Source organism: Providencia alcalifaciens (assembly GCF_020271745.1).
Classification (GTDB): Bacteria; Pseudomonadota; Gammaproteobacteria; order Enterobacterales; family Enterobacteriaceae; genus Providencia; species Providencia alcalifaciens_B.
In genome coordinates this window covers 2,548,595-2,571,737 of sequence record NZ_CP084296.1, presented here as the reverse complement: position 1 = coordinate 2,571,737, position 23,143 = coordinate 2,548,595, and the positions used below count along the sequence as shown (strand labels likewise).

At 42.9% G+C, this 23,143-nt stretch carries 20 protein-coding genes; 17 read left to right on the top strand and 3 right to left on the bottom strand.

Annotated features, from left to right (window positions below; genetic code table 11):
- Position 1: 1 nt before the first annotated feature.
- The 6 genes from mrdB to lipA all read left to right on the top strand — a co-directional run bounded on the left by mrdB (position 2) and on the right by lipA (position 5,916).
- Positions 2–1,114, top strand: a complete 1,113-nt coding sequence (gene mrdB, locus LDO51_RS11820; protein ID WP_225574718.1) for a peptidoglycan glycosyltransferase MrdB — start codon at positions 2–4, stop codon at positions 1,112–1,114.
- Between the two features lie 13 nt (positions 1,115–1,127).
- Positions 1,128–2,105 (top strand): endolytic peptidoglycan transglycosylase RlpA, encoded by a 978-nt coding sequence (gene rlpA, locus LDO51_RS11815; RefSeq protein ID WP_225574717.1) that lies wholly within the window; start codon positions 1,128–1,130, stop codon positions 2,103–2,105.
- A 191-nt stretch (positions 2,106–2,296) separates the two neighbouring features.
- Positions 2,297–3,526: a D-alanyl-D-alanine carboxypeptidase DacA gene (gene dacA / locus LDO51_RS11810; RefSeq protein ID WP_225574716.1), complete on the top strand. Its 1,230-nt coding sequence runs from the start codon at positions 2,297–2,299 to the stop codon at positions 3,524–3,526.
- 153 nt (positions 3,527–3,679) lie between these two features.
- Positions 3,680–3,943 (top strand): DUF493 family protein YbeD, encoded by a 264-nt coding sequence (ybeD, locus tag LDO51_RS11805; RefSeq protein ID WP_006662335.1) that lies wholly within the window; start codon positions 3,680–3,682, stop codon positions 3,941–3,943.
- A 373-nt stretch (positions 3,944–4,316) separates the two neighbouring features.
- Positions 4,317–4,880: a lipoyl(octanoyl) transferase LipB gene (gene lipB, locus LDO51_RS11800; RefSeq protein WP_230082517.1), complete on the top strand. Its 564-nt coding sequence runs from the start codon at positions 4,317–4,319 to the stop codon at positions 4,878–4,880.
- Positions 4,881–4,950: 70 nt separating this feature from the next.
- Positions 4,951–5,916: a lipoyl synthase gene (gene lipA, locus LDO51_RS11795; RefSeq protein WP_036947707.1), complete on the top strand. Its 966-nt coding sequence runs from the start codon at positions 4,951–4,953 to the stop codon at positions 5,914–5,916.
- Between the two features lie 187 nt (positions 5,917–6,103).
- Here the strand turns inward: lipA and cspE are convergent, their stop codons facing one another.
- Together cspE and LDO51_RS11785 are read right to left on the bottom strand one after the other, a co-directional pair.
- Complete coding sequence (gene cspE / locus LDO51_RS11790) at positions 6,104–6,313, bottom strand: transcription antiterminator/RNA stability regulator CspE (protein ID WP_006662336.1); 210 nt, start codon at positions 6,311–6,313, stop codon at positions 6,104–6,106.
- 216 nt (positions 6,314–6,529) lie between these two features.
- Positions 6,530–6,988: a methylated-DNA--[protein]-cysteine S-methyltransferase gene (locus tag LDO51_RS11785; protein ID WP_225574715.1), complete on the bottom strand. Its 459-nt coding sequence runs from the start codon at positions 6,986–6,988 to the stop codon at positions 6,530–6,532.
- Positions 6,989–7,286: 298 nt separating this feature from the next.
- On the opposite strand from LDO51_RS11785, the gene nrdH reads away from it, so the two are divergent.
- From nrdH to emrB, 8 genes are all read left to right on the top strand, one after another.
- Positions 7,287–7,514, top strand: coding sequence for a glutaredoxin-like protein NrdH (gene nrdH / locus LDO51_RS11780; protein WP_225574714.1), 228 nt, complete (start codon positions 7,287–7,289; stop codon positions 7,512–7,514).
- An 11-nt stretch (positions 7,515–7,525) separates the two neighbouring features.
- Positions 7,526–7,954 carry a class Ib ribonucleoside-diphosphate reductase assembly flavoprotein NrdI gene (gene nrdI, locus LDO51_RS11775; RefSeq protein WP_225574713.1) on the top strand — a complete coding sequence of 143 codons (429 nt, stop codon included), beginning with the start codon at positions 7,526–7,528 and terminating at the stop codon, positions 7,952–7,954.
- Entirely contained in the window at positions 7,947–10,097 is a 2,151-nt protein-coding gene (gene nrdE / locus LDO51_RS11770; RefSeq protein ID WP_225574712.1) for a class 1b ribonucleoside-diphosphate reductase subunit alpha, read from the top strand. Before nrdI ends, nrdE begins: the two co-directional genes overlap by 8 nt.
- A gap of 13 nt (positions 10,098–10,110) precedes the next feature.
- Positions 10,111–11,082, top strand: coding sequence for a class 1b ribonucleoside-diphosphate reductase subunit beta (nrdF, locus tag LDO51_RS11765; protein WP_225574711.1), 972 nt, complete (start codon positions 10,111–10,113; stop codon positions 11,080–11,082).
- A 143-nt stretch (positions 11,083–11,225) separates the two neighbouring features.
- Positions 11,226–12,425, top strand: a complete 1,200-nt coding sequence (locus tag LDO51_RS11760) for an MFS transporter (RefSeq protein ID WP_225574710.1) — start codon at positions 11,226–11,228, stop codon at positions 12,423–12,425.
- A 661-nt stretch (positions 12,426–13,086) separates the two neighbouring features.
- A complete protein-coding gene (mprA, locus tag LDO51_RS11755) occupies positions 13,087–13,605 on the top strand; it encodes a transcriptional repressor MprA (protein WP_225574709.1) in 519 nt (172 codons plus the stop codon).
- 218 nt (positions 13,606–13,823) lie between these two features.
- The gene (gene emrA / locus LDO51_RS11750) at positions 13,824–15,002 is read left to right on the top strand and encodes a multidrug efflux MFS transporter periplasmic adaptor subunit EmrA (RefSeq protein ID WP_225574708.1); all 1,179 of its coding nucleotides are present in this window, start codon (positions 13,824–13,826) and stop codon (positions 15,000–15,002) included.
- A gap of 57 nt (positions 15,003–15,059) precedes the next feature.
- Positions 15,060–16,559, top strand: a complete 1,500-nt coding sequence (gene emrB, locus LDO51_RS11745) for a multidrug efflux MFS transporter permease subunit EmrB (protein WP_423810979.1) — start codon at positions 15,060–15,062, stop codon at positions 16,557–16,559.
- A gap of 80 nt (positions 16,560–16,639) precedes the next feature.
- Here emrB and LDO51_RS11740 read toward each other — a convergent pair whose 3' ends face one another.
- On the bottom strand, positions 16,640–17,764 hold the full coding sequence (locus LDO51_RS11740) for a tRNA/rRNA methyltransferase (RefSeq protein ID WP_225574706.1): 1,125 nt from the start codon (positions 17,762–17,764) through the stop codon (positions 16,640–16,642).
- Positions 17,765–17,937: 173 nt separating this feature from the next.
- Between LDO51_RS11740 and LDO51_RS11735 the strand changes: the two genes are divergently transcribed.
- The 3 genes from LDO51_RS11735 (at position 17,938) to pssA (ending at position 23,064) form a co-directional block, all read left to right on the top strand.
- Entirely contained in the window at positions 17,938–18,639 is a 702-nt protein-coding gene (locus tag LDO51_RS11735) for a tRNA-uridine aminocarboxypropyltransferase (RefSeq protein WP_225574705.1), read from the top strand.
- Between the two features lie 263 nt (positions 18,640–18,902).
- Positions 18,903–21,548, top strand: a complete 2,646-nt coding sequence (locus LDO51_RS11730; RefSeq protein WP_282560240.1) for a bifunctional acetate--CoA ligase family protein/GNAT family N-acetyltransferase — start codon at positions 18,903–18,905, stop codon at positions 21,546–21,548.
- A gap of 160 nt (positions 21,549–21,708) precedes the next feature.
- Positions 21,709–23,064, top strand: coding sequence for a CDP-diacylglycerol--serine O-phosphatidyltransferase (gene pssA / locus LDO51_RS11725; protein ID WP_225574704.1), 1,356 nt, complete (start codon positions 21,709–21,711; stop codon positions 23,062–23,064).
- Positions 23,065–23,143: the final 79 nt, after the last annotated feature.

Genomic DNA, 23,143 nt, shown 5'->3' with positions numbered 1-23,143 from the left:
CATGACTGACGATAAGAGAAAATTATCACTATCAACACGTCTGCACATTGATGTGCCTATGTTATTAATCATCATCGCATTACTCGCTTATAGCGCCTTTATTATGTGGAGTGCTAGCGGGTTAGATCATGAAATGATGGAGCGAAAACTGGGGCAAATTTTTTCTGGTTTTGTCGTGATGATCGTGATGGCCCAAATTCCACCTCGCATGTATGAAAGTCTCGCACCACACCTGTTTATTTTCTGCGTGATTTTATTAGTCTTCGTTGACGTGTTTGGGCAAATCAGTAAAGGGGCTCAGCGCTGGTTAGATTTGGGCTTTATACGGTTCCAGCCATCAGAGATTGCGAAAATCGCGGTACCGCTCATGGTTGCTCGCTTTATGAACCGCGACTCATGCCCGCCATCCTTTAAAAATACCTGTATTGCCCTCGTGTTTATTTTTGTCCCAACATTGCTGGTCGCTGCTCAGCCAGACTTAGGCACCTCGATCCTCGTCGCGGCTTCAGGGCTATTTGTCCTATTTTTAGCGGGAATGAGCTGGCGTTTAATTGCTGTTGCTGCCGTCGCCGTTGCCGCCTTTATACCGATGCTCTGGTTCTTCTTAATGCATGACTACCAGAGAGCGCGAATCATGATGCTACTTGACCCAGAAAGTGATCCGCTAGGTAAAGGTTATCACATCATCCAATCTAAAATTGCGATTGGTTCTGGCGGTTTAATGGGTAAAGGCTGGTTGGAAGGTACTCAGTCTCAGCTTGAATTCCTGCCTGAACGTCACACAGACTTTATTTTCGCTGTATTAGCTGAAGAACTTGGATTGATTGGTGTCTTGGTCTTATTGGCTCTTTATCTCCTATTGATTATTCGTGGGCTATATATTGCAGCAAATGCACAAAACACCTTCGGGCGAGTCATGGTCGGCGGATTAATCCTAATCCTATTTGTGTATGTGTTTGTTAATATTGGTATGGTGAGTGGTATTTTACCTGTCGTAGGCGTTCCCCTCCCCTTAGTAAGTTATGGGGGCTCCGCCTTAATTGTTTTAATGGCTGGATTCGGTATTATCATGTCTATCCATACTCACAGAAAATTTTTATCTAAGAGTTTATAAAATGAGGCTTAGTATGCGTTTACAATGGATTATGCTCGCTATGGCAACCACATTACTCAGTGGATGTATTAACGAAGACGTTAAGCGGCAGCCAACAGTACCAACCAATGTTCCTACACAAGATGTGTTGGGTGCTGAGCCACATTATGAGCCTTATCACCCAACGGCGAATAATGATTACCAGCGTAATGGCAAGCAATACCAAATTGTCCGTGACCCCGCACAGTTTTCCCAAGTGGGTTATGCTTCAATCTATGGTCAAGAAGCTTCCGGCCAACTAACTGCCATTGGAGAACGTGCTAATCCAGTAGAGTTAACCGCAGCTCACCCAACACTGCCTATTCCAAGTTATGCCCGTATCACCAACATGATGAACGGACGCATGATGGTGGTTCGCATCAATGATCGTGGTCCCTACACTCCCGGTAAAAGTATTGCCGTATCCCGTGCAGTTGCCGATCGCTTAAATCTGATGACGACCACAAAAATTAAGATTGACGCTATCCAAGTTGCACCTGATGGAAGCTTATCAGGGCCAGGAACTGTTGGTTCAAACTTTGTTAAACAAAGTTATGCCCTGCCGGATCGTCCACAATTAGGCTCCGGCCCCTTAGGTACACCGGTGATGCAAGAATCCCCAGCACCAACCAATACATTGCCTGTGAAACAGCCTGCGGAACCTATGCAACCAACGATGCCGGATATGAATATCAAGCAGCCAGAACCCGAAGTTGCACCGAAAGCCACTGCGACAGAATCCGTTCCTGAACGTGGTTTCTTAGTTCAAGCTGGCGCTATCAGTAGCAAAGCGAATGCACAAAGTATGTTGGATAACTTAAAAAACCAATTTAACGTACCGGGTCGTCTACAGCCTTACAATGGCATCTACCGCGTTCAATTAGGACCTTTTGCAACGAGACAACAAGCCGTAGAGATACAATCTCGTTTACAGTCTGAGCGCAATCAACAATCCATGGTTGTTGCCCCTTAATCACTCAATAACCGAATAATTTACGTTTCTGGGGGGAATTATTGATAGCTCCCCCTGCAACTTAAAGTACAACGGGTATAAACTAACGTGAATTTACCAGCACAGCGCAAGAGCTTCTTTTATCTGCCTTTGAACTTTTGCTACACTGCGCTTTCTTGTGTTAACCGAATGTTGGATGTAATGATACAACCATGAAAAATGTCTCCTCATCACGCAATGTCTTTCTGCCACAAATCGTGCGTCAGACTGCGCTGGCTTCTGCTCTGATCGTTTCTACTGTCACTTTTGCAAATGCAAACGAAGCGTTTCCAAATACTTCAGTTCCTGCGGCTCCAGCTATCGATGCTGAAGCGTATATCTTGATTGATTACAATTCAGGTAAAGTACTTGCACAAAGTAATGCAGATCAGCGCCGTGACCCTGCTAGCTTGACCAAAATGATGACGAGCTATGTCATCGGCCAAGCCATTAAATCAGGTAAAATTGGCGCGAATGACATGGTCACCGTGGGTGAAGATGCATGGGCGACAGGTAACCCAATTTTCAAAGGCTCTTCATTAATGTTCTTAAAACCCGGGGATCGCGTGAGTGTCTCTCAGCTAACCCGTGGTATTAACTTACAGTCCGGTAATGATGCCTGTGTTGCGATGGCTGACTATGTCGCGGGTGACCAAGCTAACTTTGTTAACTTGATGAATACCTACGTGAATAAACTGGGTCTGCAAAATACGCACTTCCAAACAGTACATGGTCTCGATGCAGCGGGTCAGTACAGTTCTGCTCGTGATATGGCGTTGATTGGCCAAGCGCTGATCCGTGATGTGCCGGAAGAATACGAAATTTATAAAGAAAAAGAATTCACGTTTAACAATATCCGTCAAACTAACCGTAATGGTCTGCTATGGGATAAGAGCCTTGCGGTTGATGGGATCAAAACTGGTCACACTGACGCCGCAGGTTATAACTTAGTTGCCTCCGCAAAAGATGGTGATATGCGTCTTATTTCCGTCGTTATGGGTGGAAAGAGCAGCAAAGGTCGTGATGCCGAAAGCAAAAAATTGCTGACTTACGGCTTCCGCTTCTATGAAACAGTAAAACCGCTGCAAGCAGGCGTCGAATTTGCCACGGCTCCAGTTTGGTTTGGTGATGACAGCGAAATTAAACTAGGCGTGGTTGAAGACCTATACCTCACGATCCCTCGCGGTCGTTTAAAAGACTTAAAAGCAAGCTACGAATTAATCACCACTGAAATCGAAGCGCCACTGAAAAAAGGTCAACAAGTCGGAACCATTAGCTTCCAATTAGATGGTAAAACCATCGAGCAGCGTCCTTTAGCGGTATTAAAAGATGTGGAAGAAGGTGGATTCTTCAGCCGTTTAATCGACTACATCAAACTATTATTCCATCGTTGGTTTGGTTAATACTTGAAATTGAAATCAGTTAACCCCATATAGTTTGTATCTGAAAGCCTGTAGTGAAATACAAACCCTAATGGGATAGTGAATTGGCTGGCGAAATCTATTTTCTTCCAGCCAATTTTTATGCAGGCGCTAATCAATATTTTAGGAGTGCCCATGAAAACAAAATTAGGTGAACTGCTTGAGTTCCCATGTCCATTGACCTACAAAGTGATGGGCCTAGCGCAGCCAGAATTAGTTGACCAAGTCATTGAAGTGGTTCAGCGCCATGCTCCAGGTGATTATGCACCAGACGTTAAACCGAGCAGCAAAGGCAACTACCATTCTGTGTCTATTACAATTAACGCGACTCATATTGAGCAAGTTGAAACGCTCTACACTGAGTTAGGCGCATTAGAATTAGTCAAAGTTGTGCTGTAATTAGCAACAAGAAAACCGAGCCTTCGGCTCAGTAAGTTGATGACAAAGAGGGATAAAAGCGTGATTTTTCCCTCTTTGTGTTATCAGGCGAAAATCAATAAATTGATTTTCCTTGTTAGTTTTACAACCCAAAAGAGCCATTTCCAAACCTGTGGGTTTGTCGATGGTCTAGCCGAGCCTCCGGCTCGGTTTTTTATTATCCGCAATATCAGCTGAAAAATAACAAGCTAATAACAAGACAAACTGGTGGTAATGCGTTCACAGCGTTATACTGCCATTCATCTTTACAGCCTGTGGACACCGAATTTTGTCAAAGAATAGCATCATCATCCGCGACTTAGGTCTGGCTCCCTACGAGAGCACATCTGAGGCAATGCACCAATTTACTGAATCCCGTACACCTGATACCTGCGACGAAATTTGGCTGGTGCAGCACCCTTCGGTATTTACCCAAGGGCAAGCTGGTAAAGCCGAACACCTTCTCGCGCCGGGAAATATTCCCGTGATCCAAAGTGATCGTGGTGGACAAGTGACTTACCATGGTCCCGGTCAACAAGTCATGTATGTGATGATAGATCTAAAACGCAGCCACATTGGTGTCCGTGAACTTGTTAGCGCCCTAGAAACTTGCGTGGTCAATACCCTCGCCCATTTTAATATCAGTGCGTATCCTCGCCCTGATGCACCCGGCGTTTATGTCAACGGAGACAAAATTTGCTCCCTTGGCTTACGTATTCGAAAAGGCTGTTCATTCCATGGACTAGCACTGAATGTGGATATGGATCTTGAGCCTTTTAATCGCATTAACCCTTGTGGTTATAGTGAATTGAAAATGACACAAGTGAGAGCACTGTCGCCAAACATTACATTAAACGATGTTCAGCCAGTGCTTATTAGTCAGTTCTGTGACACACTTGGATTTCATATTGTTCAATAATAATGCTATAATTTTTTAACATTTTTCAAAAAAATTTTAATGGCAAACAGATAACTGGAACCGGCACATTATGAGTAAACCAATTCAGATCGAGCGTGGAATTAAATACCGTGACGCCGATAAAATGGCACTGATCCCTGTTAAAAACGTGGTGACGGAACGTGAAGAAATTCTACGTAAACCTGACTGGATGAAAATCAGATTGCCAGCTGATTCTACGCGAATTCAAGGCATTAAAGCCGCAATGCGTAAAAATGGCCTGCACTCAGTCTGCGAAGAAGCTTCCTGTCCTAACCTCTCTGAATGTTTTAACCACGGAACCGCCACCTTTATGATTTTAGGTGCGATCTGTACTCGCCGTTGTCCATTCTGTGACGTTGCACATGGTCGCCCAAATGCCCCTGATGCGAATGAACCTGAAAAATTAGCGCAAACTATCAAAGATATGGCATTGCGTTATGTGGTTATTACTTCCGTTGACCGCGATGATTTACGTGATGGTGGTGCTCAGCACTTCGCTGATTGTATCAGTGCCATCCGAGAAAAAAGCCCAACGATTAAAATTGAAACCCTCGTCCCTGACTTCCGAGGACGTATGGATCGCGCATTAGAAATTCTCACCGCGACACCACCGGATGTGTTTAACCACAACCTTGAAAACGTACCTCGTATTTATCGCCAAGTTCGCCCAGGCGCTAACTACGAATGGTCACTGAAATTACTGGAAAAATTCAAAGAAGCACACCCTGAAATCCCAACAAAATCCGGTTTAATGGTAGGCTTAGGGGAAACCAACGAAGAGATCATTGAAGTGATGCGTGATCTGCGTCGTCATGGCGTTACCATGTTAACGTTGGGGCAATACTTGCAGCCAAGCCGCCATCACTTACCCGTTAAACGCTATGTAAGCCCTGCTGAGTTCGATGAAATGAAAGAGGCTGCGATGGATATGGGCTTTACTCACGCAGCCTGTGGCCCGTTTGTACGCTCTTCCTATCATGCCGACCTACAAGCAAAAGGCGAAGAAGTTAAATAATATTAATCTTTTCGTCAAAATAGTGATTAAGCCAAGCCCCAATTGTGAATTATTACACATTGGGGTTTTTTATTAGTTACCTAATTTATTACCAATAGACACTATCACTAGGTCAATTTTAACCATAAAAAAACTCGCGCTAGCAAAGCTAGTGCGAGTTCAGTGCTGTTCGTTTCTAAGTATTTAATTACAAAGAGACAACGTTAGCAGCTGATGGACCTTTCGCGCCTTCAGTGATTTCAAATTCAACTTTTTGGCCTTCTGCTAAGGTTTTAAAACCGTCGCCAGAAATCGCAGAGAAGTGAACAAAAACATCTTTGCTACCATCTTCTGGAGTGATAAAACCAAAACCTTTGGACTCATTGAACCACTTAACGTTACCTTTAACTTTAGACATCAAATATTACCTTTAAAATAAAATAGACACACCATCTGTATCAAGCTCAGTACATCAAATATATAACTGGCTTGTCTACAACCTAGATCACGAAAATTGATTTAAATGATAAAAAAATATTATTTATCCACCGCTTTCGCCTTAAATACGGGGATAATTCTTAATAATAGTAATTAATGCAAAGGTAAGTATTACTCATGGTTAATTTTTTAGCGTTTACTTCTCATGAATAAGTAACCAATCTTTAATATCCAACCCTCCCGTATAGCCTACCAGTTTCCCATCATGTCCTAAGACACGATGGCACGGCACAATCAAGGATATAGGGTTACGAGAATTGGCCATACCGACCGCTCGACAATAGTTAACCGAGCCCAGTTTTAAGGCGAGATCTTTATAACTCCAGCGCTCACCATAAGGAATTTCGCACAAATGCTTCCAGACTTTTTTCTGAAATTCAGTACCTTGCGGATTCAATGTAACCGAAAACACTTTCCGCTTATGATTAAAATATTCTTTTAGTTCTTTCGCACACTGCTTTGAGAATTCGTTTTTCGACTCCTTCTCCGTTTTTTCATCAACAAAATAGATACTCGTCACACCTTCATCATCAGCCGTAATATGGATCCACGGTTTCGGAAAGTTTTCTGGGGCTACTAAATATTGATGGTACATAACATCTCCTCAAAAGGATTCACTTACCTGATTGTATATACAGTTATAAGGTAAATTATTTCTACTTTGCAATGATATTTTTTCTCAGTGTAGCTAACTGAATCATCTCCCCCTGAATTTTTTTATTTCCAATGTTAATAACAGCATAGCCAATAATTTGAATGATTATCATTCAAATTAGGAAATCACTATATATTGTGTGGTTGAAATATTTTTTATCAATATATAGGATCCGCTCATCTTCTACACACCACCATTACGTAATTACCACGTTCTGAAAATGTTAAGGTGAAAAAAAATGACTGAGATTACCATTTATAGTAAGCCCAACTGTGTCCAATGTAATGCCACCTACCAAGCGTTCGAGCGCAAGCAATTACCGTACACTATTATCGACCTTTCTGAAGATAACCAAGCTATTGAATTTATAAAAAAACTAGGATATCAGCAGCTTCCCGTCGTGATTGTAGGAGAGCAACATTGGTCTGGCTTCCGCCCCGATAAAATCAACTCACTGATTGAGTAAGTGAGATTGAAATGATCACTCAGCCGCTAATTTACTTTTCGAGTCGTTCTGGTAATTGCCATCGATTCATCGAAAAATTGCAATTGCCTGCCACTCGCATTCCTATCGGTCATCTACCTGAAAATGCCCTTCTCGCTTCACAGCCCTATGTACTGTTGCTGCCGACTTATGGTGGTGGAACCGCTCATGGTGCCGTGCCTAAAGAAGTGGTGCACTTTCTCAATATCGCGGCAAACCGGGCGTTAATTCGCGGTGTTATCGCAGCAGGTAATACCAACTTTGGCGAGGCTTATGCCATTGCTGGCAACATTGTCGCTCAAAAATGCGCAATTCCCTTCCTCTATCGGTTCGAATTATTAGGCACAGAGCGCGATGTGCAATCTGTAAAACAAGGATTAAAAACATTCTGGGCTCACACAAAGGAGCAGATCAATGGATAACCCACAGCACAATAATAATCACAATCATAATAATAATGCGGACTACCATGCGCTCAATGCGATGCTGAACCTTTATGATAGTGAAGGCCGCTTACAGCTGGATAAAGACAAACAAGCCGCACACCTTTATTTCCGCCAGCATGTGAATCAAAACACAGTTTTTTTTCACGATTTAAAAGAAAAACTCGATTTCTTAGTCAATGAAAATTACTACGAAGAAGAGGTGCTCGCACAATACGATTTCCCATTTATTAAACAGCTTTTCAAGCAAGCCTACGCCCACAAATTTCGCTTCCAAACATTCTTGGGCGCCTTTAAGTACTACACCAGCTATACCCTAAAAACCTTCGATGGCGAGCGCTATCTTGAACGTTATGAAGACCGAGTTTGTATGGTTGCATTGGCTCTAGCACAAGGCTCAAAACCCCTAGCAACCCTCTTAGTGGATGAAATCATTAGCGGGCGTTTTCAACCTGCCACTCCTACATTCCTTAACGGCGGTAAAAAACAACGAGGCGAGCTTATTTCCTGCTTTTTACTGCGTATAGAAGACAATATGGAATCTATCGGGCGCTCCGTGAACTCTGCCCTGCAACTGTCCAAGCGCGGAGGTGGAGTCGCGTTCTTGATGAGTAATCTACGCGAGCAAGGCGCGCCGATAAAACAGATAGAAAACCAATCGTCTGGCGTGGTTCCGGTGATGAAAATGCTGGAAGATGCCTTTTCCTATGCCAATCAGCTAGGAGCAAGACAAGGTGCAGGCGCGGTATATCTTCATGCTCACCACCCCGATATCTTGCGATTTTTAGATACAAAACGGGAAAATGCGGATGAAAAAATTCGCATTAAAACGCTTTCGCTTGGGGTTGTGATCCCCGATATCACTTTTCAACTGGCAAAAAACAATGAAGACATGTATCTGTTTTCCCCTTATGACATTCAAAAAGTCTATGGGGTACCGATGTCGGAAATCAGCATTACTGAAAAATACCGTGAGATGGTGAACAACAAAGCTATCAAAAAATTCAAAATCAATGCGCGGGAATTTTTCCAAACCATTGCCGAAATTCAATTTGAATCTGGCTATCCCTACATTTTGTTCGAGGATACCGCTAACCGCGCCAACCCGATTGCAGGCCGGATCAATATGAGTAATTTATGCTCTGAGATTTTGCAGATAAACCAGCCGAGCCTTTATGAAGATGACCTAAGTTACCAACATATCGGTAAAGATATTAGCTGCAATTTAGGCTCCATGAACATTGCCAAGACTATGGACTCCCCTGATTTTGCACGTTCGATTGATACCGCCATCCGAGCACTAACCGCCGTTTCTGATATGAGCAATATTCGTTCCGTTCCGTCTATTGCCAAAGGTAACCAACAATCCCACGCCATTGGTTTAGGACAGATGAATTTGCATGGCTTCTTAGCTCGTGAACATATTCATTATGGTTCTGAAGAAGGGTTAGACTTTACCAATATCTACTTTTACACCGTGGCATACCATGCCTTAAAAACCTCGAACCAATTGGCTATCGAACGCCAACAAACTTTTGATGGTTTTGAAATGTCCACCTACGCCAATGGCGAGTATTTTGATAAATATACCAACAAAACATGGTCACCAAAGACTCAAACCGTTCAGGAATTATTCCGACGCTCGGGCATCGAAATACCGACACAAGCGGACTGGCAGGCATTAAAACAGTCCGTGATAACTCACGGAATTTACAATCAGAACTTGCAAGCCATTCCACCAACGGGGTCTATCTCTTATATCAATAATGCCACCTCCAGCATCCATCCCGTGGTAGCGCCTATCGAAATTCGTAAAGAAGGCAAAATTGGGCGTGTTTACTACCCTGCCCCTTATATGACCAATGAGAATCTCAAATACTACCAAGATGCTTATCAGATTGGTCCTGAGAAAATTATTGATACCTATGCCGAAGCCACCCAACACGTCGACCAAGGCTTATCACTAACCCTATTTTTCGATGGCAATGCCACCACCCGCGATATCAATAAAGCCCAAATATACGCATGGCGAAAAGGGATCAAAACCTTGTATTACATTCGATTACGTCAGACAGCACTGGAAGGCACCGAAGTCGAAGGCTGCGTCTCCTGCTCACTGTAAAAGGAAAAAGATAATGACCACCAGCACGCTCAATCGCCCTGTTCAAGCAATAAACTGGAACCGCATCCAAGATGATAAAGATCTCGAAGTGTGGAACCGATTGACCAGTAACTTTTGGCTACCCGAAAAAATCCCACTGTCCAATGACACGGTTTCTTGGAACACATTGACGCCTGCCGAACAAAAACTCACCATTCGCGTTTTTACGGGGCTAACATTGCTGGATACCATCCAAAATACCGTTGGTGCACCGTGTTTGATGGGAGATGCTCAAACGCCTCATGAAGAAGCGGTTCTCTCCAATATCAGCTTTATGGAAGCTGTACATGCACGCTCTTACAGCTCTATTTTTTCAACTCTGTGTTCCACTGCCGACGTCGATGAAGCCTATCGTTGGAGTGAAGAAAACAGTGCGTTGCAAAATAAAGCCAAAATTATTCTCTCTTACTACTGCGATGAACACCCTCTGAAGAAAAAAGTCGCCAGCGTCTTTTTAGAGTCATTTTTGTTTTACTCAGGTTTTTACTTACCCATGTACTGGTCAAGCCGTGGAAAGCTCACCAATACCGCCGATTTAATTCGCCTGATCATCCGTGATGAAGCTATTCATGGTTACTATATTGGCTATAAATTTCAAAAAGCCCTTGTCCAGTATTCTGAACAAGAACGCAATGAAATTAAGGAATTCACTTTTTCGCTATTGTTTGATTTATATGAAAATGAAATCAAATACACCCAAGAGCTGTATGATGCAGTGGGCTGGAGTGAAGATGTGAAAAGCTTCCTTCACTATAATGCGAATAAAGCTTTAATGAATTTGGGCTATGAAGCACTTTTCCCTGACTCAATAACCCAAGTTAGCCCAGAGATTTTGTCGGCACTTTCCCCTGATGCCAACGAAAACCATGACTTTTTCTCAGGTTCAGGTTCATCCTATGTGATTGGTAAAGCAGTCAGTACTGAAGATGATGATTGGCTTTTTTGAATAACATCAACAAAAATATCTCGCATCAATCTTGTGAAAAAAATAATAAAATCACTTAAATCATTAATACTATAAACGGTCATAGTGGGATAGGCTTAATGCCTACCCACAGATCATAAAATAACATTTATATCCGAAGCATAATGAGCATGAAAACACCACAAGCGGAACTGACTACGGGCTTAACGCTCTTAATGGCCATCGCCACTGGGCTTGTCGTTGCCAGTAACTATTACGCACAGCCTCTGTTAGATACTATCGCACTCCAATTCAGCCTAACGACCAATATGGCAGGCTTTATTGTGACCGCCGCCCAATTAGGTTATGCCGTTGGGTTACTCTTCCTTGTTCCTCTTGGTGACCTTTTTGAACGCAAAAAATTGATCATCGTGATGACTACATTGTCAGCCAGTGGTTTATTGATCACCGCGCTTTCTGACAATATTTGGCAAATTCTCCTCGGTACTGCCCTCACAGGGCTATTCTCCGTTGTCGCCCAAGTTCTTGTTCCTATGGCCGCATCCATCGCAAAGCCTCACCAGCGAGGTAAAGCGGTCGGTACCATTATGAGTGGGTTACTTCTTGGGATCTTACTCGCTCGAACTATCTCCGGTGGCGTGGCAATGGTAGGCGGTTGGCGAGCGATTTACTGGGTTGCCTTTGGATTAATGATGCTGCTGATCCTAATTTTGGCGCTTAAATTACCGCGTTACCACCAAAAAACAGAGCTTAACTATTTTCAACTCATTGGCTCTATTGGACGCCTGTTTTTTACTACGCCAGTCTTAGCGACTCGCGCACTGCTTGGCGCCCTCACTTTCGCTAACTTTGCGCTATTATGGACGGCGATGGCATTCTTATTAGCCAGCCCACCTTTTAATTATTCAGAGGGGACTATCGGGTTATTTGGTCTAGTTGGTGCCGCAGGCGCATTAATGGCAACCCAAGCCGGACGCTTAGTGGATAAAGGTAAAGGCAAATTAGTTACCACCCTTGGGCTAATTCTATTATTGCTCTCGTGGATCCCGATTGGTCTAGCAAAATATTCACTCATCGCTTTTATTATCGGTATCTTAGTGCTTGATCTGGCCATCCAAGGCGTTCACGTTACTAACCAAAGCACGCTTTATCGTATTATGCCTGAAGCACGAAATCGCTTAACCGCTGGCTATATGACCAGTTATTTTATTGGTGGAGCACTAGGTTCATTACTTTCAGGTTATGCCTATGAACATGCAGGTTGGATGGGCGTGGCGATTTCAGGCGTTGTTATCACGGGTATCAGTTTAATCATTTGGGCAATCGGCGCTCGATTCGACCCAACAATTACCTCTGAACAGTAATCCCTTCATTCATTTATATCTATAGCGGCCATCTATTTGGCTGCTATAGCACTCTCCGTTAATTTAATATCTTACCTATTATTCATTGCGTCCATTATTTAGCCTATTATTATGCCACTGTGATAATAATCATCATGTTGAATAGCTAACAATGATGAATAATTGGCTCAAGGTATAATTTACCTAGAAAAAGTTAATAAGTGACACAGTTAAGCAAAAAGTATATCTTTATCAAATGGTATACTTCTTACCCATAAAATATTAATTCGATATTACTCAATAATGTAGGTACCTTTTTAGGGTATTTACCTCAAAAAACAGAAAGAACCTTCTATCTTGTAATTATTGAGTAATAAAAAAAATGGTATTGAGTTAATGCGATGTGATTATATATTGTTTTATATGATTTTATTTGTCGTATAAAACGCAATTATATTTTCATCTATTTACCTACATGATAGTAAGAAAGCAGTGATTGTTAATTGAACTATACTAAATGCGTTAAAACACATTCATAAAATTTATGAATGGTGTATCATTATCAAAATAAAATGGATGAAATTAATTAAGTATAATTGCTAATTCTATCTTTTAATATACCATTCACATGGTTGATTACAGTTGAAATCTTACCAACTGAAACTAATAAGGTATCCAAATAATGGAAAGTTCATTTACACCGACAGAAGAATTACTTAACGCTCGCAATGAGCAACAAAACGCCAAGGGAAAAACGATTCCTTATCACGAAATTTTATTAACGCGGCTGTCTATGCATGTTCATGGAAAATTATTGGAATCGCGTAATAGCATGCTAAGAGCTCAAGGCGTAAATGAAACACTGTTTATGGCATTAATGATCCTTGATACTAAAGAATCCCGCAGTATACAACCATCAGAATTAAGCGCAGCACTAGGCTCATCTCGTACTAATGCAACACGAATCGCTGATGAATTAGAAAAACACGGGTGGATTGAACGCAAAGAAAGCCACAATGACAGACGCTGTTTACATCTGCATTTAACTGAAAAAGGTTCTGAATTTTTAAATGAGCTTCTGCCACCTCAACATCACGCGATTACACAGATATGGTCGTCTTTTGATGATGAGGGTAAAAAACAGTTCGAAAAATTACTACGTACATTGCTCATAAAGTTAGACGAAATCAAAGCTGGCTAATAAAACCATACATTTATAAAGGTTAATGTATTTGAGGCATTCTAGCCCTTGAAAAGAAAAAAACACTTTTCACTCCCTTATATTTCATTATCCTTTCAGCTATATATTGCTACATCCCATCGAGCAACAAAATCAATTGTCGTCTTAGTTTCCAGTAGTTAACATTAACTGCTGGAAACAGTCGTTATTTTATCCATTGAATATGGGGAACCACCAGTATGAGCGCCCGCGAGGATCTGCCTGAAACGCAAACGCCGCCATTAAACAAAAAAAGACAGCGCAGAAATGCCCTAATGTTCCTAACCGTTATTTTTATCGCAATTGGCATCGGTTGGACCGCATACTGGTATCTCGTCTTACGCCATTACGAATCGACAGACAACGCTTACGTTGCTGGAAATCAAGTTCAAATTCAAGCACAAATATCCGGTAGCGTCATGACAGTCAATGTCGATAATACCGATTTTGTGAAAAGTGGAACGGTACTGGTAGAACTCGATCCGCGAGATGCCGAGCTGGCGCTTGAAAAAGCCAAAACTGAACTTGCTAACAGCGTTAGACAATCCCAACAGCACATTATCAATAGCCGACAATTTCAAGCGAATATTGACGTTAAACGCTCTGAATTATCCCGCTTACAAAATGATTTAAAACGCCGCGAAGTCTTAGGTAGCAGCAATTTAATCGGTAAAGAAGAGCTCCAACACGCGAGAGAAGCGGTCGTCAGTGCGAAAGGGGCGCTCGATGTGGCGATTGAACAGTACAACGCCAATCAAGCTATTGTGCTCAATACGGCTTTAGAAAAGCAGCCACTTGTTGAACAGGCGGCAACGCAGGTACGAAATGCATGGCTTGCCCTTCAGCGCACTAAGATTGTTAGCCCTGTAGATGGTTATGTTTCTCGCCGTAGTGTGCAAGTTGGTTCACAAATCACACCAAATACCCCATTAATGGCAATTGTGCCATCTAGCGGAATGTGGATTGATGCCAACTTTAAAGAGACCCAATTAGCTAGCATGCGCATTGGCCAACCGGCCAAAGTGACCACCGATTTTTACGGCAAAGATGTCATCTTCAACGGTACCGTGATTGGACTTGATATGGGAACAGGAAGCGCGTTCTCCTTATTGCCCGCTCAAAATGCGAGCGGCAACTGGATAAAAGTGGTTCAACGCCTCCCGGTACGTATCGCCCTCGATGAAGCTCAGTTGGATGAATACCCATTGCGCATCGGGCTTTCCACGGAAGTCGAAGTGGATACGGCCAATAAAGATGGCAAAGTGTTATCCAAAGGCCTGCGCGATACGCCGGCTTATCACACAACCGCTTTAGCGGTTGATATGTCTCCTGCTGACAAAATTGTTGCTGAGATTATTCAGAATAACTCTGGCAAATAAGTAAACGGAGACATTAACGTGACAAATGCACCGTTAACAGGTTCAAAACTGGCTTGGATGACCATTGCGTTATCTTTGGCGACTTTCATGCAAGTTTTGGATTCGACCATTGCTAACGTCGCTATCCCCACAATTGCGGGTAACTTGGGTGCATCTAACTCACAAGGCACATGGGTGATCACATCGTTTGGGGTAGCGAATGCAATCTCCATTCCGGTCACTGGCTGGTTAGCTCGTCGTATTGGTGAAGTTCGCCTCTTTTTATGGTCTACCGGACTTTTCGCCCTTACCTCATGGTTGTGTGGGATCTCCAACAGCTTAGAAATGCTGATTTTATTCCGCGTTCTGCAAGGTTTGGTTGCAGGTCCGCTCATTCCGTTATCTCAGAGTCTATTACTCAATAACTATCCACCAGCCAAACGCAGTATGGCGCTTGCATTGTGGTCGATGACCATTGTGGTTGCGCCGATTTGTGGGCCTATTCTTGGTGGCTATATTAGTGATAACTACCACTGGGGCTGGATTTTCTTTATCAACGTTCCGTTTAGTATCGCGATTATTTTTGCCATTATGCGAACGCTTAAAGGACGTGAAACTCAAATCGCGATCAAGCCGATTGATACCGTGGGGCTTGTGTTACTGGTTGTCGGAATTGGTGCATTACAAATTATGCTCGACCAAGGAAAAGAACTCGATTGGTTTAACTCGACTGAAATCATCGTTCTAACCGTTGTCGCCGTTGTCGCGATAGCCTTCTTAATTGTTTGGGAACTGACTGATGAGCATCCCGTCATCGACCTTTCCCTGTTTAAAGAACGTAATTTTACTATCGGTTGTTTGGCACTCAGTTTGGCGTATATGCTCTATTTCGGTACCATTGTCCTATTGCCTCAATTGCTGCAAGAAGTGTACGGCTACACAGCAACATGGGCAGGGCTAGCTTCTGCCCCCGTCGGTCTCTTACCACTGCTGATCACGCCGATTATTGGTCGTTTTGGTAATCGTATTGATATGCGTTATTTAGTGACATTCAGTTTTATTATGTATGCCGTGTGCTATTACTGGCGAGCTTACACCTTTGAACCTGGGATGGGATTTGCCGCGGCAGCGTGGCCTCAGTTCGTTCAAGGTTTAGCGATAGCCTGCTTCTTTATGCCGCTCACGACTATTACATTATCGGGTTTACCACCGGAAAGAATGGCATCCGCGTCCAGCTTATCTAACTTCACGCGAACCTTAGCGGGCGCAATTGGTACCTCCATCACCACCACTATGTGGACGCAGCGCGAAGCCATGCACCATGAAAATCTGACTGAGTTTGTTAACCCATACAATCCAAACGCTCAGCATATGTACAGTGAGTTAGCGCAAATAGGAATGAATGAGCAGCAAAGCGCCGCGTATATTGCGCGTTCAATTACTGAGCAAGGGTTAATTATTTCTGCTAATGAAATTTTCTGGATGTCCGCAGGCGTGTTTATTCTGTTAATGGTGATTGTATGGTTTGCCAAACCCCCATTCGGAGCCGGTTCAAAAGACGGTGGTGGAGCTCACTAACCGACATATCATTCAGACAAAAAAAAACCATACACAATTTTGCGTATGGTTTTTTTAGACTAGCTCAAATCAGTAAATCATTACTTAACTTTATTTTGCGACCACCACTGAGAAAGCATAATCCCTGTTGCTACAGAGACGTTCAGGCTTTCAACTTTACCTGTTCCGCCAATGTACAGGCTCATATCCCCCTGATCCCACGTGCTGTCACTTAAACCATCACTCTCTTGACCTAACACCAACACCATTTTCTTCGGTAATTGAACCTTAGCAATGTCTTGGCTGCCTTTATGGCTGGATGTCGTGACGATAGTATAGCCCGCTTCACGGAATTTATTCAGTGTTGGCGTGAAACCATCCGCATCAATGGCTTTAATGTGCTCTGCGCCGCCTTCAGCGGTACGAATTGCCGCACCTGATTCCAACATTCCTGCATCTTGTAAAATCACACCTTTCACACCAAAGTGAGCGCAACTACGCATGATCCCACCCAGGTTATGCGGGTTACCAACATCTTCCAGCGCTAAAACACAATCGGTATCGACCGCATTTTCTAAATAGGTTTCTGCTGCCATACCACCGCGTTTTTTGATGATAAAGCACACGCCACCATGGTGTTCAGTACCAGACGCTTTTGTTAACTCTTCTTCATCAACAACATGGTACGCTTTGCGGTTTGCCGCCATCCATTTTAATGCATCACGAAAACGAGGAGTGACTGACTGTAAAAACCACGCACGAACAATACCATCTGGACGGTTTTTAAACATCGCTTGGCAAGCATTCTCACCGTAAATACGGGTCTCTTCTTGGCGCTGTTTACGCAATTGCTCAGGATCAATTTGGCTTTTTCCTGAAATACCACCATGATCGTTCTCTAATTCATCACTACCTGGTTTTGAAACGGTACGCCATGGTGATTGCTCACCGCGTGGTGCGCTATCGCGATTATTTGAGCGTCTGTCGTTGTCAGAACGGCGTTCTGAGCGACCACCTTCTGGACGACCAGAGCGTCCTGAACGATCATTACGATCATTACGATCATTACGTCCACCTGAACGTTTATCACCGCGTCTATCATCGCGCTTATCATCACGACCGCCACGGCGTTTATCATTTCCTTTATTGTTGTCCTGCTCTTCGCTACGGACATACATCACTTTTACTTTGCCGTTTTTACCACTAAAATCATTCGTGTCGTTCATCGCTATCCCCTACTAAGCTATGGCGCGAAGATTACATGAAGTTGCAAAGCTACGCTACCGATCCGCGCTATTATCTCACCGAAAAGTTATTGAATATACTTCTATCGTAGGCAAATCGTTTTGCGTACAATATGCCCCTTATTTTTATCGCAACGAAAAGTGCCCTATCAACCATGAGTCAGAACGCTGTCTATCATCTGCGTCAACAACGCTTAGCCCTTTCTACGAAACCTTTCAAAGCAAGAGGTTGCCGGGTAAAACGCTGCCAATATTGCCTGCTTCCCATTCCACAGTGTCTCTGCGAAGAAACGGTTTCTGCACAAGCAAAAAGCCAATTTTGTCTGATTATGTTTGATGGTGAAGTCTTTAAACCGAGTAATACTGGAAAACTCATTGCCGATGTGCTTCCTGATACTCAAGCATATCAATGGTCAAGAACAGATCCTGACAACCAGCTATTAGCTGCACTACAAGATAAGACTAGACAACCTTATCTGATTTTCCCAGAAAGCTACGCGCAAACTGATCGTGTTGTCGTCAATGAGCCGACGCTTTCTGACAAACCTGCATTATTTATTCTGTTAGATGGCACTTGGCCAGAAGCTCGTAAAATGTTCCGCAAAAGCCCTTATTTGGATCACATTCCAATGTTGTCTATCAATACGAAAGCGAGAACCGATTATCTGCTACGTATCCCATCAAGGGAAGAGCAACACTGCACCGCGGAAGTGGCAGCCACTGTGCTAGAGCAAGCTGGCGATATTGATGCGTCCCAAGCGTTATTTACGCATTTCAATCTATTTCGCCATAAATACTTAGAGGGAAAACCCCATCATCCAACGGCTCAAATGCTCTTATCCCAGCCCAAAGAGTAACTCCTTATAGGCATTTTTAACGTTATTTATATGTCTCGCTTTCCAGCAATTTCTATTTTGAAAATCACCTTCACAACAAAACGTGAGGGTGCTTGTAATATTCAATAAAATTCCCCCGATAAACTGGCGCTTCCCACAATATACGGCACAATATACGACATGGTATTCCAGCAACGTATAGTATTGCTGTATCGTATAGCGTTGCTTACGAACTCAAAATCAATTGAGCGGGTTTTCGCTCACCACAGAAAAGGTTTACCGCCATGGGGTTAGTGAGTCAGCTAGAGTCATTGTTTAGACCAAAATCTATCGTTGTCGTAGGCGCTTCAGAAGATCCTAGCCGAGCAGGCTCAGTGATGATGAAAAACTTACTCAGCAGCGGTTTCAAAGGCCCTATTCTGCCCGTTAACCCGAACAGAAGCTCCGTCCTTGGCGTCCTTGCTTATCCCTCAATTGATAAACTCCCACTCAAACCTGATCTTGCTGTGATCTGCACTCACTATTCTCGTAATGTTGAATGTCTCCGGCAGCTTGGGGAGGCTGGCTGTAATGTCGTCATTATCCTATCGTCCCCTTCTATTCAATTTAATGAACTGAAAAAGGTGGCTCAGCAATACCAAATTCGTTTATTGGGTCCTAACAGTTTAGGTTTCTTTGCTCCATGGCAAGGGTTAAATGCCAGCTTTTCCCCAATCCCTATTTTGAAAGGTAAACTGGCATTTATTTCACAATCTGCCGCAGTCTCAAATACAGTCCTCGATTGGGCACGCCATCGCGATATCGGTTTTTCCTATTTTATTGCCCTTGGCGATAGCATTGATATCGATATTGATGACCTACTGGACTATCTTGCTCGAGACAGCAAAACCAGCGCTATCTTGCTTTATTTGGAAAATATTAGTGATGCTAGGCGCTTTTTATCATCTTCTCGTAGTGCATCTCGTAACAAACCGATCCTTGTTATCAAAAGTGGACGAACACGCAAAGCACAAGAGCTTCTCGGTGAAAAACCAAGTTTAGATGCCGCTTATGATGCTGCGATTCAACGGGCGGGTTTACTCCGCGTCCAAGATACTCACGAAATGTTTTCCGCGGTAGAAACTCTAAGCTATATGACTCCGCTACGAGGTGAACGTTTATCGATTATGAGTAATGGCTCAGCACCTGCCGCAATGGCGCTCGATGAGCTACTGCTACGTAATGGGAAGCTGGCAAAACTCAGTGTAGAGACTGAAAACGAACTAAGCTCTCTATTACCATTAGATTTATCTACCCAAAATCCGATTGATCTCGGCGATGATTCCACCGTGGATAGGTATCTCAACGTATTAAACAAAATGCTCGATAGCCACGATCATGATGCACTGCTTTTGATCCACACGCCAAGTGCCATTACACAAAGTAAATCCATGGCAGAAAAAGTGATCAAAACCATTAAGCAACATCCTCGAGGTAAATGGTTAACCATCCTCACAAACTGGTGCGGGGAATATTCATCTCAAGAATCGAGAAGGCTCTTCAGCGAAGCTGGGATCCCAACTTATCGGACGCCTGAAGGTGCAATCACCGCCTATATGCATATGGTGGAATATCGTCGTAACCAAAAACAATTAAAAGAAACTCCTGCGCTCCCTGTTGGGATAACCGCTAATACTCAACAAGCACATACCTGTATCATGCAAGCCATTGAAAATAACAAGCTGCATTTAGATACCCATGAAGTTCAACCGATCTTAAAAGCTTATGGCTTAAACAGTTTACCGACATGGATTGCTCATTCCAGCGAACAAGCCGTTGAAATTGCAGAAAAGATTGGTTATCCCGTTGCACTAAAATTACGTTCTCCTGATATTGTGCATAAATCAGAAGTTCAGGGCGTTATGCTCTATTTAAGGAATGCCAAAGAAGTCGCTGAAGCCGCCAGTGCCATTATTGAGCGAGTCTCAACCAACTACCCACAAGCACGAATCGAAGGCTTATTAGTACAAAGTATGGCGAATCGCGCTGGTGCTCAGGAATTACGAATTGCTGTTGAGCTTGATCCTGTTTTTGGTTTATTGATCATGCTTGGCGAAGGGGGCGTAGAGTGGCAACAAGAGAGTCAATCAGCTGTAGCCCTTCCCCCACTAAATTTAGCACTAGCACGTTACTTGGTCATTAATGCTATCAAAGGACATAAAATTAAAGCCCGTAGTGCTCTAGAACCATTGGACATTCCGGGGCTTGCCAGCTTATTGGTTCGTGTCTCTAACTTAATCATTGATTGTCCTAACATCAGCCGATTGGACATACACCCACTGCTCGCCGCTGGTGATGAATTCACATTACTTGATGTTTCAATGACATTGAACCCAGCTGATGACAATCCAAATACTCGGCTTGCCATCCGTCCTTATCCTAATGAACTTGAAGAGACCATTAACCTAAAAGATGACCTAACTTGCTTGTTAAGACCGATTCTTCCTGAAGATGAACCACTCTTAAAATCCTTTATTGAGCAAGTTACTAAAGAAGACCTTTATTATCGCTACTTCAGTGAGATCAGTGAATTTACTCATGATGATCTTGCGAATATGACGCAAATCGATTACGACCGAGAAATGGCGTTTGTCGCTGTTAAAAATAGTGATACACAACCTGAAATTATTGGCGTAACTCGCGCAATGGCGGATCCTGATAACCAAGAAGCCGAGTTTGCCGTTTTAGTTCGTTCAGATATGAAAGGGCAAACACTCGGTTATCAATTAATGCAAAAACTGCTCAACTACACCCGCGGACATGGTATTAAGAAGCTGACAGCGATCACCATGCCCGAAAACCGCAATATGATCAGCTTGGCAAAAAAATTAGGATTTCAAATTGATGTTCAATTTGAGGATGGTGTCGTAAATCTCACCCTACATCTATAATTAGCGTTAGGAATAAAACTGAAATCTGTATAGTAAATAAACCAATGGTCAATTTATTCCTAATGAATGATGTAAATATGATATCATCGATAGATCATTCGCTTAAATATTTGTATAAAGCGATTTGCTATTAGACTAACAAGAGAAAATTCACACTGTGATGTTGTCAAAACTAAAACAAGCAAAACATCAACAACACTTGGCAAACATGCCTAAATTGTCTCAGTCGGTTGATGATGTTAAAACGCTCTATAAGACGGAAGATTTTCGTGGTGCTCTGCTTGAACAGATCTCGCAAGCTAAAAATACAGTCTACATTACGGCTCTGTATTTAGAAAAAGATGATGCGGGTAAAGACATCCTTCATGCTCTGTATGCTGCTAAACAAACAAATCCTAATCTAGATATTAAAATTCTAGTTGATTGGCACCGAGCTCAACGCGGCCGAATTGGCGCAGCTGCTAATCTGACTAATGCCGATTGGTATTATGAAGTTTCTCAGCAATACCCTGATGTTCAGATCCCTGTTTTCGGGATCCCCGTCAACACGCGAGAAGCATTAGGGGTACTGCACTTAAAAGGTTTCTTATTTGATGATACGCTCCTGTATAGCGGGGCAAGCATCAATGATGTCTATCTGCATCGCCATGAAAAATACCGCTACGATAGATATCATCTCATCAAAAATAGCCAGCTCACGGCGACAATGAAAAAGTTCATTGATGATTCTCTGTTATCATCGGATGCAATCCATCTACTCAATACGCCTGAAAGACCAAAAACAGCCGAATTTAAAGGGTTAATCAAGCAATTTCGTTTGTCATTAAGAGGCGTTAATTACCAATTTGTCGGTAATGCTTCCAATGATGAACTCGCCGTGACTCCATTTGTTGGCCTAGGTAAGAAGAACGAGTTAAATCGTACTATCACCCATTTGATGAGCTCAACCGCTGAAAAGCTAACTATCTGTACGCCATATTTTAATTTACCTGCTGTTTTGGTTAGAATTATCAGCAAGTTACTGCGTGATGGAAAAAAAGTTGAAATCATTATTGGTGATAAAACTGCTAACGACTTCTATATTCCACCTGAAGAACCTTTTAAAATCATCGGCGCTTTGCCTTATCTCTATGAAATAAACTTACGTAAGTTTGTTAGCCGTTTGCAGCGCTTTATTGATAGCGAACAACTGACAGTTCGTTTATGGAAAGATAGTGACAACACCTATCACCTGAAAGGAATGTGGGTTGATAATCAATGGCAGCTGATTACAGGTAATAACCTGAATCCACGAGCTTGGGGATTAGACTTGGAAAATGCGGTGCTGATCCACGATCCAAAACAGCAGCTCCAAGAACAACGCCAACACGAACTGGATTGCATTCGAGTCCATACCAACGTTGTTCATCACTATCGTGAGCTAGATAGCATTCAAACCTACCCTGTTAAAGTCAAAAAACTGATCCGTCGATTGCGACGAATCCGAGTTGATCGTCTCATTAGTCGAATACTTTAATTATTGACTCTCTAAAGCGCCGCTCATGTGGCGCTTTTTATTATCTAGTGAACTCTAACCTATCGGTTGCTATAGAAGC